Below are 14604 nucleotides of genomic sequence, written 5' to 3'. Positions count from 1 at the left end.
CGGGGCGCAACCACAGCCCGGTTCCCTTCCTGTTGGCGACAGGGACCTGGTGCCGTGTGGGCCACTTCCACACGGCACCTTTTTCCCGAACGGAGGCCACGATGGACCACGAAAGCCGTACTCCGACCCTTGACCGGGTGGCCAGCCCGGTGGACCTGAAGGCCTTGAGCGATGCAGAACTGGGCACTCTTGCGCGCGAGTTGCGGCAGGAGACGATCGAGATCGTGAGCCGCACCGGTGGGCATCTGGGCTCTTCGCTGGGGGTGGTGGAATTGACGGTGGCAATTCATGCCGTGTTCAACACGCCCTTCGACAAGCTGATCTGGGACGTGGGCCACCAGTGCTATCCGCACAAGATAATCACCGGGCGGCGTGACCGGATGGGAACGCTGCGACAGAAGGGCGGGCTATCAGGCTTTACCAAGCGCAGCGAAAGCGAGTACGACCCCTTCGGTGCGGCGCACAGTTCGACCTCGATCAGTGCCGCGCTGGGCTTTGCAATGGGCCGCAGGATGGGCATGGCGGTCGGCGACACCATTGCCGTCATCGGCGACGGGGCGATCACGGCGGGCATGGCCTATGAGGCGCTGAACCATGCCGGGCATCTGAAGGAACGGCTGTTCGTCATCCTGAACGACAACGACATGTCGATTGCCCCGCCTGTGGGCGCAATGTCGGCCTATCTGAACGCCATTGCCGAAAAGGGCCCCTTCGCCATGCTCAAGGCCGCGGCCGAAGGGCTGGAGGCGGCGCTGCCCGGCCCGGTCCGTGACGGCGCGCGGCGGGCGCGGTCGCTGGTGACAGGATTGCCGGGTGGGGGCACGCTGTTCGAGGAGTTCGGTTTCGAATACATCGGCCCGATCGACGGGCATGACATGGGCCATCTTCTGACCACGTTGCGGGCAGCCAAGGCGCGCGCCTCGGGGCCCGTGCTCATTCACTGCGTCACGGTCAAGGGGAAGGGCTATGCCCCGGCCGAGGGGGCAGACGACAAGTATCACGGGGTAGCCAGGTTCGACGTGGCGACTGGCCAGCAGGTCAAGGGCAAGTCGAACGCGCCAAGCTACACCCAGGTCTTCGGCGACAAGCTGACCGAAATGGCCGCGCGCGATCCGCGCATCGTGGCGATCACCGCCGCGATGCCGGGCGGCACGGGGCTGGACATCATGCAGCGCCGCTTCCCCGCGCGCGTCTTCGACGTGGGCATCGCCGAGCAGCACGGGGTGACCTTCGCGGCAGGCCTTGCCGCAAGCGGCATGCGGCCCTTCTGCGCGATCTATTCCAGCTTCCTGCAGCGCGGCTACGACCAGATCGTGCATGATGTGGCGTTGCAGAATCTGCCCGTCCGTTTTGCGATCGACCGCGCGGGTCTGGTGGGACAGGACGGCGCGACCCACGCCGGCGCGTTTGACATCGGCTTCCTGTCCAGCCTGCCGAACATGGTGGTGATGGCCGCCGGGGACGAGGCGGAACTCGTCCACATGCTGGCCACGGCGGTGGCGCATGACGCAGGCCCCATCGCCTTCCGCTATCCGCGGGGTGAAGGTGTGGGGGTGGACCTGCCCGCCACGGGCGAGGTGCTGAAGATCGGCAAGGGCCGCATGGTGCGCGAAGGCAAGGGGGTTGCGATCCTTTCCTTCGGGGCGCACCTGTCGGAGGCGCTGGCGGCGGCCGACCTGCTGGCGGAGGAAGGCATCGACATCACGGTGGCCGATGCCCGCTTTGCCAAGCCGCTGGATACGGGGCTGATAGACCGGCTGCTCGACACTCATGAGGTGCTGATGACGCTGGAACAGGGGGCAGAGGGCGGCTTCGGCGCACAGGTGCTGCACTACCTTGCGCGAACCGGCGGGCTGGACCGGGGGAAGGTGGTCCGCACGCTGACGCTGCCCGACCGTTTCATAGATCAGGCAAGCCCGTCCGAGATGTATGCCGAGGCCGGTCTCCGCGCCGGGGACATTGCCGCAAAATGCCGAGAATTGTTTACCAGAATGGAACCAGTCGTCGTGCCCATGTCGCGGCCAAGGCTGATCTGACGCTTGCATTCCGGCTGGTCCGACGCCACGCTTTGCGCCTGTGGATTTCAGGTGTGCAGATGTGGGATTTCAGCATTTCCAAGGCCTTTCGGATCATGCTGCGCACGGCCCCATTCCTGGTGTTCCGTGTCGTCGTCTATTTCGGCATGGCTGCGGCCCTGGTCATTGTCACCGGCACGGGCGCTGGTGTCGGCTACGGATTCGGGGCCTTCGGGGACGAGGATTTTCAGGCGTCCAGCGCGTTCTGGGGCGGTGCGGCGGGGCTCGCACTGACGGCCGGGGTGATCTTCTTCCTGCGTGATTACACCCTTTACATGGTCAAGGCCGGCCACATCGCCGTGATGGTCGAGCTGCTGGATGGCAGGTCCGTTCCCGGCGGCAGGGGGCAGATCGCCCATGCTCGCGAAGTGGTGAAAGCGCGCTTTGGTCAGGCCTCGGCGCTGTTTGCACTGGATGTGCTGGTGAAGGGCGTGATCAATGCGGTGACCGGCCTGCTGGGGGGGCTGATGTCATTTCTGCCGATCCCGGGGCTTGACCGGCTGATGGGCGGGCTTCAGGCATATCTGCGCCTGGCGGTCGGCCTGATCGACGGGGTGATCCTGGGCCACGCGATCCGCACCCGTTCGGAAAACGCGTGGGAGGCCGCGCATGACGGCCTGGTGCTTTATGCGCAGAATGCCCGGCCTATGCTGGCCAACGCGGCGTGGCTTGCGCTGATGACCTGGGTTCTGGCTACCCTGGTCTTTCTGGCCGTGCTTGGTCCGGCTGCGGCCCTTGCAGGGGTGATGCCGGGCGACGACATGGCGGGCACGTTCGTCCTTGCCCTGATCTTCGCATGGGCCGTCAAGGCCGCGCTGATCGAACCTTTTGCGGTGGCCTGCATGTTGCAGGTCTTCTTGCGGGTGACCGAGGGGCAGGAACCGATGCCGGAATGGAAGGGTCGTCTGACCCGGGCATCGGACAAGTTCCGCAAGCTTGGCGAACGCGCGTTGTCCGTCGCCCATTCGGCAGGATCAGGCGTGGGCATGCAGACATGACCGGCGGACGGTGCGCCCTTGGCCAAATCCATGATCCTGCGGCTTTCGCCCGTTGCGAGGTCCGGGGTTCTGTGGCAAGACTGCCCGACAGAGCCATGAAATCATCGAGTTCAGAATGAGCGATTTCGCCTCCCGCCGAGTGATGATGGTGGATACCCAGGTCCGCCCCTCGGATGTGACCAAGTTCCCCATCATCGACGCGATGCTGTCGGTCCCGCGCGAGGTCTATGTGCCCGCAGAGCGGCGCGAGGCAGCCTATGTCGGCGAAAACCTCGACATCGGCGGGGGCCGCGTGATGCTGGAGCCGCGGACGCTGGCAAAGCTTCTTGATGCGCTGGATATCCAGCCCGGAGAGATGGTGCTCGATATCGGCTGCGGTCTTGGTTATTCGGCCGCGGTCATCGCCAGGCTGGCAGGCACCGTCGTGGCCGTGGAAGAGGACGAGACCCTTGCTGCCGAGGCTGCGCGTCTTCTGTCGGCAGAGGGTGTGGACAACGCGCATGTGTTGCCCGGCGCCTTGGTCGCCGGGGCACCGAAGCATGCACCTTATGACGTGATCACCATCGAGGGTGGGGTGGAAACGGTGCCCGATGCGCTGCTGGCACAGCTCAAGGATGGGGGACGCATCGGGGCGATCTTCATGGACGGGCCGCTGGGAACGGCGAAGGTCGGCTTCAAGAGTGAGGGTGACATGAGCTGGCGTCCGGTGTTCAACGCCGCGGCCCCGGTGCTGAACGGCTTTGCCAGGAAGCGGGGCTTTGTGCTTTAGGCCCCTAGGGCCTTGTCCGGAGAGGGCCAAGCGTCCGTTCGGATCCTTGATCATACAACCGCAGGAGTGCGCGGGCAAAGGAAAGGCAGAATGATGCGGGCATGGATGAGGACGGTCGTGGTTGCGGTGGCCGGAGCGCTGGCCGCGCCGGTTGCAGGGGCCGAAACGCTGGCCGATGCGTTGATTGCGGCCTATCGCAACTCCAACCTGCTTGATCAGAACCGCGCGGTTCTGCGCGCCGCGGACGAGGATGTGGCGCAGGCGGTCTCCTCGCTGCGGCCGGTCATCGCCTACACCGCGCAGGCCGGCTGGGGCCGGACCGATAGCGGCGCGGCGGTCGTGGACGGCACCAGTGCCTCGCTGCAGCTGACGGCAGACCTGACGCTTCTGGACTTCGGACGCTCGCAAATCGGGATCGCGATAGCGCGGGAAAGCGTTCTGGCGACGCGCCAGGCGTTGGTCGAGGTCGAGCAGCAGGTGCTTTTGGCGGCGGTTCAGGCCTATGTCGATGTGCGCCTGGCGCAGGACGTGGTAGCGCTGCGGCAGTCGAACTTGCGGCTGATCACCCAGGAACTGCGCGCCGCAGAAGCGCGTTTCGAGGTGGGAGAGAACACCCGTACCGACGTGGCCATTGCCGAGGCGCGGCTTGCCGGGTCTCGCGCGGCGTTGGCGGCGGCTGAAGGGGATCTGATGGTGGCGCGCGAGGCCTACAAGGCCGCGACCGGTGCCTATCCGGGCCGTCTGGCCCCGCTGCCGAAGGCGCCGGCCCTGCCCAAGTCGCTGGAAGAGGCGCAAGGCGTCGCTCGCTCGACCAACCCGCTGATCCGACAGGCGCAGCATCTGGTGACTGTCAGCGACCTGCAGCTGCGTCTGGCCGAGGCCGGGCGCCTGCCAACGGTCGGCGCCCGGGCCACGGTCGAGACGGATGACAGGGGAGTGGACAAGCAGACCATCGGCCTGAACATGAGCCAGACGATCTATGCCGGCGGGCGGCTGTCGTCGTTGCAGCGTCAGGCGATCGCCGGGAAGGACCGTGCCCGCGCCGCGTTGCAGCAGACGGCGGTGAACGTGATCCAGAACGTGGGTGTCGCCTGGGCGAACCTTGCCGTTTCGGCGGCCTCGATCGAGGCATCGGACCGTCAGATCCGCGCCGCACAGACCGCATTTGACGGTGTGCGCGAAGAGGCGAATGCCGGAACGCGTACGACACTGGACGTGCTGGATGCCGAGCAGGAACTTCTGAACGCGCGCAACAGCCGTCTTCAGGCCGAAGCGCAGCGCTATGTCGGGGTCTACCGCGTGCTGGCCACGATGGGGCTTTTGACGGCGGAACATCTGAAGCTCGGCATTCCGACCTACGACCCCGAGGCCTATTACGACACGGTTCGCAGGGCGCCGTCGCACAGCGTTCAGGGCAAGAAGCTGGACCGCATTCTGGAAAAGATCGGCAACTGACGCGCCCCCCCGCATGCCGCGTGTAGAAATGCGTTGCCGGCTAGAGAGTTGGCAGGGTAACCTGATGTCGAGGTCGGCAGTCGGCTACGGAAACAAGTGATGTCAGGGCCACTCAGCAGCAATGAAATCGAGGATGTGGTCTCCTCCATCCGTCGCCTGGTCTCGGCCGAGATGCGCCCAAGACCAGCACCGCGCAGCCAGGGTGAGGACAAGCTGATCCTGACCCCGGCCCTGCGTGTTGTCACCGATGACGCTGAGGCGCCGATGGCGGCTCCCCCGTCTGCGGCCAAGGCAGAGCCGGACAGGCCCGCAGAGCCTGAATCGGAAGCTGTCTCTCAGATCGTCGATGCCGACTGGCAGGATCCGATCTGGCAGGAAGAGCCGACCCCGCTTGCGGAACTGGCGCTTGGTGCAGAAGAGGCCGAACTTGTCCTTCCCGCAGAGGAAGAAGGCCCCCCCTTGGTCGAGATGGCAGCAGAGCCGGTCTGGGAGGTGCCTTCGGAGTTCGAGGAGGACTTGCCGGAAGCCGTGATCCCAGAGCCGCAGATTGCGGAATTGGCGCCCGGACCCCGCGATGCCGAGGTTTGGGCGGGGGTTCAGGAAGACATCCCGGCAGACCCTGCCACCGTCGAACCCGAGGCGTTGGTGGGCCAGGCAGAACGCGGTAGGCCGACCGCATTCAGTTCGATCCTGGACGAAACGCAGACTCTGGTCGACAAGGACGGAAATCCCCTGACGGTCCTGGACGAAGAGGCCTTGCAGGAAATCGTGCGCAGCATCATCCGCGAGGAACTACAGGGCGTTCTTGGAGAGCGCATAACCCGCAATGTCCGCAAGCTGGTCCGCGCCGAGATCAACCGCGCCCTGGCCGCGCGGGCGCTGGACTGACGCAGCCCTGAAATGAAAAGCGCGCCCCGAAGGGCGCGCTGTCGTTTGATCGGCTGGTCGCCGCCTCAGGCGGCTTCGGCCTGTTCGGCCTCAAGCGCGTGGCGGCGTTCGGATTCCTCGCGGCTAAGGGCGACGGAGGTGCGCACACCCTTGGCGACAAATTCCATCAGACCCTTCACGACACGCTCGTTCGGGTCGATCCCGGCGCAGGACAGCACTTCGCGCCCGTCGCGCGACCGCGCCCAACGGGCGATCTGGTCGGGTCCGTTGCCGTACTTCTTGTCGTCCGCAATGGCATCATCCAGCGCAGCCAGAACCACGGCGGCAAACAGCTTGCGCGCGCGCTGGCCCTGCTCGAAGTTGTAGGCGGTGCTGTCGATGGAGTCGAACATCTGACGGTCCTTATTCTTGCTCTTGTCTTTCGCGGCGTTCGCGGGTTGTAACGGTTTGATATCGATTCGGTGCTTCCGGTTTGGAATGGCGGCCATGCAACCGGTGCATGGCTTTGCCGGGGCGGCTCAGTATCTTGTGCCGATCTGCCGGAGGCGTTCGCCACATTTAGCGAAGCCGCCGCGAAATTCAACTGTTTGGTAAGAAATTCTGACAAATCCCTGTGATCGGACGCCGGGTCAGGTGTCCAGCCTGATCTTTGCTGTTCCTGCGGTCATCGGGCCATCGGCCCGGTCAAAGCGCAGATACGCCAAGGCCCGGTCGCCGGCCTGGGTGAACAGGACCCCGGCCTGTCTGTCGCCGGCATGAATTGGGGTGCCGACCGGCGCGCTGCCGTCTATCACTACGCGGACAAGGCCCTTGGCCAGCTGGGTCTTGTGCTTCATCCTCGCAGTGACCTCCTGGCCGACATAGCATCCCTTGCGGAAATCTACCCCGTGCAGGCGTTCGAACCCGTGCTCCAGGATGTAGCTTTCGTTGGGGACGAGTTCGATGCCGCTTTCCGGGATCACATGTTCCACCCGGATCGCGTCCCAATCGATTGCGGGGGGGCTGCCGGCCTGATCCCCATAGGCACGCCAGCCTAGCGCAGGGTGGCGCGGGTCGGGCAGTGCGCCTTGCGGGGCGGGGCCAAGGCCGCGGCGCACATGCAGCGTCGAGGGCGAGATCCGCGCGTCGGCGCGCAGGCGGTAAAGGGTCAGCCGGTTCAGGGTGGCCGGTGCCAGCGGGGTGGCAATGTCGATCAGCAGGTCGCCCTCGGGCCGGCGGACGATGAAGAAGTCGGCCAGATACTTGCCCTGTGGTGTCAGCAGCGCGGCCCAGACTATGCCGGGGGCACCTTCCAGCGGGCGGACGTCGTTCGAGACAAGCCCTTGCAGGAAGCCCAGCGCGTCATTGCCGCTCAGGTTCCAGAGTGTGCGTTCGGGGATGGCTTCGCCTGTATTCATGCGCAGAAGATAGGCGGCGGCATGGCCGGGGGGAAGGGGCCTGCACGTGGGGGCCTTCTCGGGCGACTGTCTCTTCTCATCGGTGGGTCGCCATACGCCAGGTTGGTGCGGCATCGGGTCAGGGGCCGCGATCAGCAACAGGGGTCAGTCGCGCAGCTGGGCCTGTTGCAGCTGGGCATATAGCCCGCCCTTCTTCATCAGTTCGTCATGCGTGCCTTGTTCGACCACGCGGCCGCGGTCCAGCACGATGATCTTGTCGGCCCCCTTCACGGTGGACAGCCGGTGCGCGATGACCAGCGTCGTGCGCCCCGCCTGTGCACGGGCCAGGGCGGCAGAAACGGCCGCCTCGGTGCGCGTATCCAGCGCCGAGGTTGCCTCGTCCAAGAGCAGCACCGGCGCATCGGCAAGCAGCGCACGGGCTATGGCGATGCGCTGGCGCTGCCCGCCGGAGAGCGCCGAGCCGCGCGGACCGGCCGGCGTGTCCAGGCCATGCGGCAGGCTGGCAGCGAAGCCGGTAACTTCGGCATCTGCCAGTGCGGCAGCCAACCGGGTGTCGGGAATATCTGACCGGCCGAGCAGCAGGTTTTCGCGCAGCGTCTCGTCAAACAGCGCCGCATCCTGCGAGACCGAGGCCAGCAGTGCACGCTGGTCGGCAAGGCTCAGGTCGGTCACATCGACCCCGCCGATCATCACCCGGCCCGACTGGGGCTCGACCAGGGCGGCGATGATCTGGAAGACGGTGGATTTCCCCGCCCCCGAGGCGCCCACCAGCGCGGTGACCTTGCCCGCCTCGGCGCTAAAGGAAAGGTTGTCCAGCACTGGGCGGTCGGGATAGGCGAAGGTCACGTTCTCGAACCGGATCTCGGGCGCGCCGGGGACGGGGCGGGCGCGGCTGACGGCGGGCCGACTGGTCGAGGGGCGAGTGTCGAACAGGGTGAAGATCCGTTCCAGGCTGGCTTCCGCTACCTGCCACTGCCCCGCCAGATCGCCCAGCCGACGGATCGGCTGGAAGGTCAGCGCCATTGCGGTGAAGAAGGACATGAACTCGCCAGTGGTTCGCGTGCCTTCGGCGACCTCGCGTCCACCCAGCATCAGCACGGCAAAGAAACCGATGCCGGTGATCACGTCGACCAGCGCTGGCATAGCGGCACGGCCGAGCGCGGTCTTGACCTCGGCCCGGACGATCGCATCGACGATGCGACGGAAGCGCGTGGCCTGATAGCTTTCCATGCGGTTCAGTTTCACCGCCTGGATGCCGTGGAATATCTCGTCCAGGCGCGTGGCGCGCAGGCCGGCCTGTTCGCGGGTGTGCAGGGCCTTGCGCCGCAGATAGCGGCGCAGGATCAGGGTGGGCAGCAGCAGAAGCGGCGCCCCGATCAGCGCGGCCAGCGTCCAGATCGGGTCGATCCACAGGGCCACGGCAAAAAGCCCCACCAGCGACACCAGATCGCGGCCGATCCCCCCAATGACCAGCGTTGCCGCGCCCTGTGCGGCCAGCGTGTCGCCCTGGACCCGCTCGATCAGCTTGCCTGGGGAATGGGTCTGGAAGAAGCCGGCATCCAGCGTGAGCAGGTGCTGCACCAGATCGGCCTGCATTGCCCCGGCGCTGGACTGGTTCACCCTGGCCAGAAGCCAGCGGCCAAGGATAGAGGTCACGGCGCGAACCAGGAACAGTGCCAGGATCGCCGCCCCCACCCAGACCAGCGCGCCCCCGCCACCCGGAACAAAGACCAGATCGAAGAGCGGCTGGATCATGTAGCTGAGCAGACCCAGCGTCGAGCCTTCGATGACCATCATGGTGAAGGCCAGCGCCATCAGCCCGGCATAGGGCCGCAGATAGCTGCGCCAGTAGCGGGCAAAGAGCGTGCGGGACGAATAGGCGCGGGCGGTGGGCACGTGGCCTCGGGCTTTGGGGCGGGTCTGGCAGGGTTTAACGGGTAAGGGCCGCCGGCTCAAGCGAGGCGGGCGCATTGACGCGGGCGCCCTGCGGGCCTAGCCATGGCGGGCTGACAGAGGAGAGACGCATGAGCCTAGCCAACGGCCGCCCCTATCTGGCGATTCCCGGCCCATCGGTCATTCCCGACAGGGTGCTGCGCGCCATGCATCGCGGATCGCCCAACATCTACGAAGGCCCGCTGATCGAAATGGTGGCAAGCCTTTTCCCCGATCTGCGCATGGTGGCGGGCACCACCGGCCATGTCGCAATCTACATCGGCAACGGCCATGCCGGGTGGGAGGCAGCGAATGCCAACCTTTTCTCTAAGGGGCAGAAGGCGCTGGTCCTGGCCACGGGACAGTTCGGGCTGAGCTGGGCGAATTCGGCCCGGGCCATGGGGGTCGAGGTCGAGGTGCTGGATTTCGGCAAATCCTCGCCCGTTGACATGGGGCGGGTCGAGGCGGTGCTGCGTGCGGACGCCGCTCACCGGATCAAGGCGGTGCTGACCACGCATGTCGATACCGCCAGTTCGATCAAGACAGACATACCGGCGCTGCGGGCGGCGATGGATGCGGCGGGGCACCCGGCGCTTCTGGTGGTGGACTGCATTGCCAGCCTTGGCTGTGACGAGTTCCACATGGACGACTGGGGTGTCGATGTGATGGTCGCGGCCTGTCAGAAGGGGTTGATGACGCCGCCGGGAATGGCCTTCGTCTGGTTTTCGGAAGAGGCCCGTCAGCGCTGCGGCAAGTCGGATCTGGCCACACCCTACTGGGCCTGGGGGCCCCGCGCGGAACCCGAGGAGTTCTGGCAGATCTGGAACGGCACGGCGCCGACCTCGCATCTTTATGGCCTGCGCGAGGCGCTGGACATGATCCGCGAAGAGGGTCTGCCGAATGTCTGGCGTCGGCACCGGGTGCTGGCGGGGGCGGTCTGGGCGGCCTTTGACGCATGGTCCGCGGGCAACCCGGCGATCGGCATGAATGTCGCGGACCCGGCCCATCGCGGCTGGTCGGTGACAGCGGCGCGCTTCGGTGCGCCGCATGCCACACGGCTGCGCGAGTGGTGCGAGAATAACGCCGGGGTGACGCTGGGCATTGGCCTCGGCATGGCACCTTCGATCGATCCGGCCTATCATGGTTTCCTGCGGGTGGCGCATATGGGGCATGTGAATGCCCACATGACGCTGGGTGTGCTTGCAGTGATGGAAGCCGGCCTGCATTCCCTTGCCATTCCCTGTGGCCCGGGGGCGCTGGATGCGGCGATCCGGGCCGTGGCCGAGGGCGCCTGAAGCTGTCCGCCGCATTTCCGGGCATTGTGCGGGCGGCATGCCGATCTGTGCGGCAAAGCCAGGTTACTCCTCTTTCCGTGTCAGTCGGGGGGCGTTATCTTTCTGTGATGGAACGTGTCAGGTGACGGAAGTGAAAGAAGAACGCTGCGGGGCCCGGCGGCCCGTGGTCGGGATCATCGGCAACAGCTATCTGCTTAACGACCACTATCCCGTGCATTCCGGTGGCACGATGAATTCCGCAGCCGTGGCCGAGGTGGCCGGCTGCCTGCCGCTGATCATCCCCTCGGACCCGAGATTTGTCTGCGTCAACGAACTGCTTGATCTGTGTGACGGTTTTCTGTTGACCGGAGGACGACCGAACATCCACCCCAGCGAATACGGCGAGGAAGAGACCCCCGCCCATGGCACCTTTGATCGGTGCCGCGATGCGATCACCCTGCCGCTGGTGCGCGCCTGCGTTGAACGCGGCCAGCCCTTCATGGGCATCTGCCGCGGCTTTCAGGAGGTCAACGTGGCGCTTGGCGGCACGCTGCACCCCGAGATCCGCGACCTGCCGGGCCGGATGAACCACCGGATGCCGCCCGACGGCACGCTGGAGGAACAGTTCGCCCTGCGCCACAAGGTTACCTTCACCGAGGGCGGGCCATTTCATCGACTGCTTGGCGCGCGCGAGGTGATGACCAATACCCTGCATGGTCAGGGCATCGCGCGCCCGGCACCCCGGATCGTGATCGACGGGTATGCGCCCGACGGCACGCCCGAGGCGATCTATGTCAAGGATGCGCCTGGGTTCACGCTATCGGTCCAGTGGCACCCGGAATGGAACGCGGCCAATGATCCGGTGTCGCGTCCGCTGTTTCAGGCCTTCGGCGCGGCGGCGGCGGAATGGGCGGCACGCAGGGCTCCGGCAGTGCGGCGGTCGGCCTGATCCGGATCAAGGCGCCGCTGCGCGGGCCGTGCTGTCCTGACCGGGTTAGCCGTGAAAGGATTCGTCCATGCTGCTGCTTGTCGCCTATGCCACCACCGATGGCCAGACCCGCAAGATCGCCCGCTTTGCCGCCGACCGGTTGGCGGGGCAGGGGCATGGCGTCGAACTCCTGAATGTCGAGGACGCCGAAGGTCTGGACCTGTCCCGCTTCGATGGCGCGATCCTGGCGGGCTCGTTGCACGCCGGGGGCTACCAGAAGGCCCTGATACGCTTCGTTTCCAGCCAGCGCGCGGCCCTTTCGGAAATACCGACGCTGTTCCTTGCCGTGTCTCTGTCGGCGGCGGGGAATGATCCCGACGACTGGGCGGGGCTCAACCGCTGCCTGGCAGAGTTCCAGTCGGAAACCGGCTGGACCCCCGGCGGCACCGAACATGTCGCCGGCGCCTTCCGCTTTTCGGAATACGACTTCTTCCGTGCCTGGGCGATGCGCCGCATCGCCGACCAGAAGGGCGAGAAGGTCGAGCCCGGCAAGGACAAGGAATACACCGACTGGTCCGCGCTTGCCCTTGCGCTGGACGGCTGGGTCAAGGGGCTGGCACCGCGCGTCAGAGGGGCTTGACCTTCAGCTTTGTGATCCGGTTCTCGCGGCGTTCCACCACCTCGAAGCGGAAGCCGTGGAAGCTGAAGATCTGGCCCGTGTTCGGTATCATCTGCGCCTCGTGGATCACCAGACCGGCCACGGTGTTGGCCTCGTCATCGGGCAGCTGCCAGTCCATCGCCCGGTTGAGGTCGCGGATCGTCATGGCACCATCGACCAGCCAGGCGCCGTCCTCGGTCTTGGTCAGGCCGGAATCCTTTTTGACCGGGTCGAATTCGTCACTGATGTCGCCGACGATTTCCTCAAGAATGTCTTCCAGGGTGATCAAGCCCAAAAGCGCGCCGTATTCGTCCACCACCAGCGCGAAATGGGTGCGCCTGGCCAGAAACTCGCGCATCTGTTCGTCCAGCGTCGTGGTGTTGGGCACGAAATAGGGTTTCATCGCGATCTTCAGGATGTCGAGATTCTCGATCCCCCTGACCGATCCCTCTTCGCCCCGGATCAGACGATGGACCTCGCGCAGAAGATCCTTCGCATGGATCACGCCCAGGATGTTGTCGTCGGTGTCACGAAAGATCGGCAGGCGGGTGTGGGGCGAGGCAAGGACCTGGCTGATGATCTCGTCGGGCGGCAGATCGGCATCGATCATCTCGACCTGGCGGCGGTGGCGCATGATCTCGTCCACCGTGCGGTGCGCAAGATCCAGTGCGCCCAGAAGGCGGTCGCGGTCTTCCTTTTCCACCGCGCCTTCGGAATGGCCGAGCGCGATGGCACCGACAATTTCCTCGCGCAGGGCCAGCAGGGGATCGGCCGTGTCGGCACGCATGCCGAACAGCCGCAGGACAGCGTTGACCAGCGTGCGCACGACAAGGATGACGGGCGAGAACACCTGCGTCACCAGCCGGATCAGCGGGGCCACGCGGGTGGCCACCGGCTCGGGGTAGGTGATGGCGACGGTCTTCGGCATCACTTCGCCGAAGATCAGGACCAGCAGCGTCATGCCCAACGTTGCCAGCGCCACGCCGCTGTCACCGAAGATTCGGGTCAGAAGCGAGGTGGCCAGCGCGGCCGACAGGATGTTGACGATGTTGTTGCCCAGAAGGATCGCCCCGATCATCCGTTCGCGGTCCTCGGTCACCTTCAGCGCGGCCTTCGCTCCGCGCGAGCCACGATCGGCCTGGGCCTTCAGCTTCGCCCGGGACGATGCGGTAAGCGCGGTTTCCGAACCGGAAAAGAAGGCAGACAGGACCAGCAGCAACAGGATTGCAACAGTGGTCAGCCAGAAGGCGGTGTCTAGGGCTGTATCAGGCATGGCGTCCAGCGGGTCTGGTCAGCCCTTGCGGGCCAGGGGGTGCTTGGTCAGGACAAGATCCTTCAGATGGTCGTCAAGCACATGCGTGTAAATCTCGGTCGTGGCAACATCTGCATGGCCCAGAAGCGTCTGTATCACCCGCAGATCGGCGCCATGCGCCAGAAGATGGGTGGCAAAGGCGTGGCGCAGCACATGTGGCGTCACCCGCGACGGAGAGATTCCGGCCAGCACGGCGACATCCTTGACAAGGCTGTGGAAATGCTGCCGCGTGAGGTGTCCGTCACGCCCCTCGCCGGGGAAAAGATGGCGCGAGGTCGCCCGCCCCGCCTGCCGCGCGGCTTCGTCCTCGGCGGTGCGGTGGTCCAGCCATTCGGCCAGCGCCGCCCTGGCAGGGGTCGACAGTGGCACCATCCGCTCCTTCCCGCCCTTGCCGCGGATCAGGATCATGCGCGGATCGCCCCGGACAGCGGCCAGGGGCAGGCTGACCAGTTCGGTCACGCGAAGGCCGGTGGCATAAAGCAGTTCGAACAGGGCGGTGTCGCGCAACCGCTCTGCCGGGCTGCGGCCGCGCCTGCGCGCCGCCTCCAACAGCCGGGTGACCTCGGCCTCGGTCAGGGTCTTCGGCAGCGCCTGTGCCTTTCCCGGACCCGAAAGCCGCAGGGCCGGATTGTCAGCGCGCCAGCCCTCGTCGAAGGCAAAGCGATAAAGCTGGCGGATCGAGGACAGGCGGCGTGCCCGGGTTGCCTTTGACAGCCCCTGCGCATCGCAGTGGACGAGGTAGGCCTCGACCGCCAAGCGGTCAGCCCCGGCAAGCGTATGCCCTTTCCGGCCCAGCCAGTCGGCGAAATCCATCAGGTCGCGTCCGTAGGCCAGCAGGGTATTGCGCGCAGCGCCCTGATCGGCGGCACAGGCATCAAGGAAGGTGGAAATCCATCGGCTGGACTCTGCGTCGGGCAT

General features: G+C 65.9%; 13 protein-coding genes. 8 read left to right on the top strand and 5 right to left on the bottom strand.

Annotated features, from left to right (window positions below; genetic code table 11):
• Positions 1-101 precede the first annotated feature (101 nt).
• From dxs to EYB42_RS00705, 5 genes are all read left to right on the top strand, one after another.
• Complete coding sequence (dxs, locus tag EYB42_RS00725; RefSeq protein ID WP_135447115.1) at positions 102-2036, top strand: 1-deoxy-D-xylulose-5-phosphate synthase; 1935 nt, start codon at positions 102-104, stop codon at positions 2034-2036.
• Between the two features lie 59 nt (positions 2037-2095).
• Positions 2096-3073, top strand: a complete 978-nt coding sequence (locus EYB42_RS00720) for a hypothetical protein (protein ID WP_135447446.1) — start codon at positions 2096-2098, stop codon at positions 3071-3073.
• 115 nt (positions 3074-3188) lie between these two features.
• Entirely contained in the window at positions 3189-3842 is a 654-nt protein-coding gene (locus EYB42_RS00715) for a protein-L-isoaspartate O-methyltransferase family protein (protein WP_135447113.1), read from the top strand.
• A gap of 93 nt (positions 3843-3935) precedes the next feature.
• Entirely contained in the window at positions 3936-5297 is a 1362-nt protein-coding gene (locus EYB42_RS00710; protein WP_135447444.1) for a TolC family outer membrane protein, read from the top strand.
• Positions 5298-5396: 99 nt separating this feature from the next.
• Positions 5397-6185 carry a hypothetical protein gene (locus EYB42_RS00705; RefSeq protein ID WP_135447111.1) on the top strand — a complete coding sequence of 263 codons (789 nt, stop codon included), beginning with the start codon at positions 5397-5399 and terminating at the stop codon, positions 6183-6185.
• A gap of 65 nt (positions 6186-6250) precedes the next feature.
• Here EYB42_RS00705 and EYB42_RS00700 read toward each other — a convergent pair whose 3' ends face one another.
• The 3 genes from EYB42_RS00700 to EYB42_RS00690 form a co-directional block, all read right to left on the bottom strand.
• The gene (locus tag EYB42_RS00700; RefSeq protein ID WP_135447109.1) at positions 6251-6577 is read right to left on the bottom strand and encodes a DUF6280 family protein; all 327 of its coding nucleotides are present in this window, start codon (positions 6575-6577) and stop codon (positions 6251-6253) included.
• 237 nt (positions 6578-6814) lie between these two features.
• Positions 6815-7582 (bottom strand): CAF17-like 4Fe-4S cluster assembly/insertion protein YgfZ, encoded by a 768-nt coding sequence (gene ygfZ, locus EYB42_RS00695; protein ID WP_135447107.1) that lies wholly within the window; start codon positions 7580-7582, stop codon positions 6815-6817.
• A gap of 144 nt (positions 7583-7726) precedes the next feature.
• Complete coding sequence (locus tag EYB42_RS00690) at positions 7727-9397, bottom strand: ABC transporter ATP-binding protein (protein WP_240783924.1); 1671 nt, start codon at positions 9395-9397, stop codon at positions 7727-7729.
• A gap of 209 nt (positions 9398-9606) precedes the next feature.
• Here EYB42_RS00690 and EYB42_RS00685 point away from each other — a divergent pair, with 209 nt between their 5' ends.
• The 3 genes from EYB42_RS00685 to EYB42_RS00675 all read left to right on the top strand — a co-directional run bounded on the left by EYB42_RS00685 (position 9607) and on the right by EYB42_RS00675 (position 12356).
• On the top strand, positions 9607-10809 hold the full coding sequence (locus EYB42_RS00685) for a pyridoxal-phosphate-dependent aminotransferase family protein (protein WP_135447103.1): 1203 nt from the start codon (positions 9607-9609) through the stop codon (positions 10807-10809).
• Between the two features lie 130 nt (positions 10810-10939).
• Positions 10940-11737, top strand: coding sequence for a gamma-glutamyl-gamma-aminobutyrate hydrolase family protein (locus EYB42_RS00680; protein ID WP_240783907.1), 798 nt, complete (start codon positions 10940-10942; stop codon positions 11735-11737).
• 67 nt (positions 11738-11804) lie between these two features.
• A complete protein-coding gene (locus EYB42_RS00675; RefSeq protein WP_135447098.1) occupies positions 11805-12356 on the top strand; it encodes a flavodoxin domain-containing protein in 552 nt (183 codons plus the stop codon).
• Here the strand turns inward: EYB42_RS00675 and EYB42_RS00670 are convergent.
• Both EYB42_RS00670 and EYB42_RS00665 read right to left on the bottom strand, forming a co-directional pair.
• Positions 12343-13647, bottom strand: a complete 1305-nt coding sequence (locus EYB42_RS00670; protein ID WP_135447097.1) for an HlyC/CorC family transporter — start codon at positions 13645-13647, stop codon at positions 12343-12345. The genes EYB42_RS00675 and EYB42_RS00670 overlap by 14 nt on opposite strands.
• Before the next feature lie 18 nt (positions 13648-13665).
• On the bottom strand, positions 13666-14604 hold the full coding sequence (locus EYB42_RS00665; protein ID WP_135447095.1) for a site-specific tyrosine recombinase XerD: 939 nt from the start codon (positions 14602-14604) through the stop codon (positions 13666-13668).

This window comes from Tabrizicola caldifontis, assembly GCF_004762095.1.
GTDB classification, from domain to species: Bacteria; Pseudomonadota; Alphaproteobacteria; order Rhodobacterales; family Rhodobacteraceae; genus Tabrizicola; species Tabrizicola caldifontis.
Note: the sequence above shows the minus strand (reverse complement) of the source record. Positions and strands in the feature narration are given on the sequence as shown.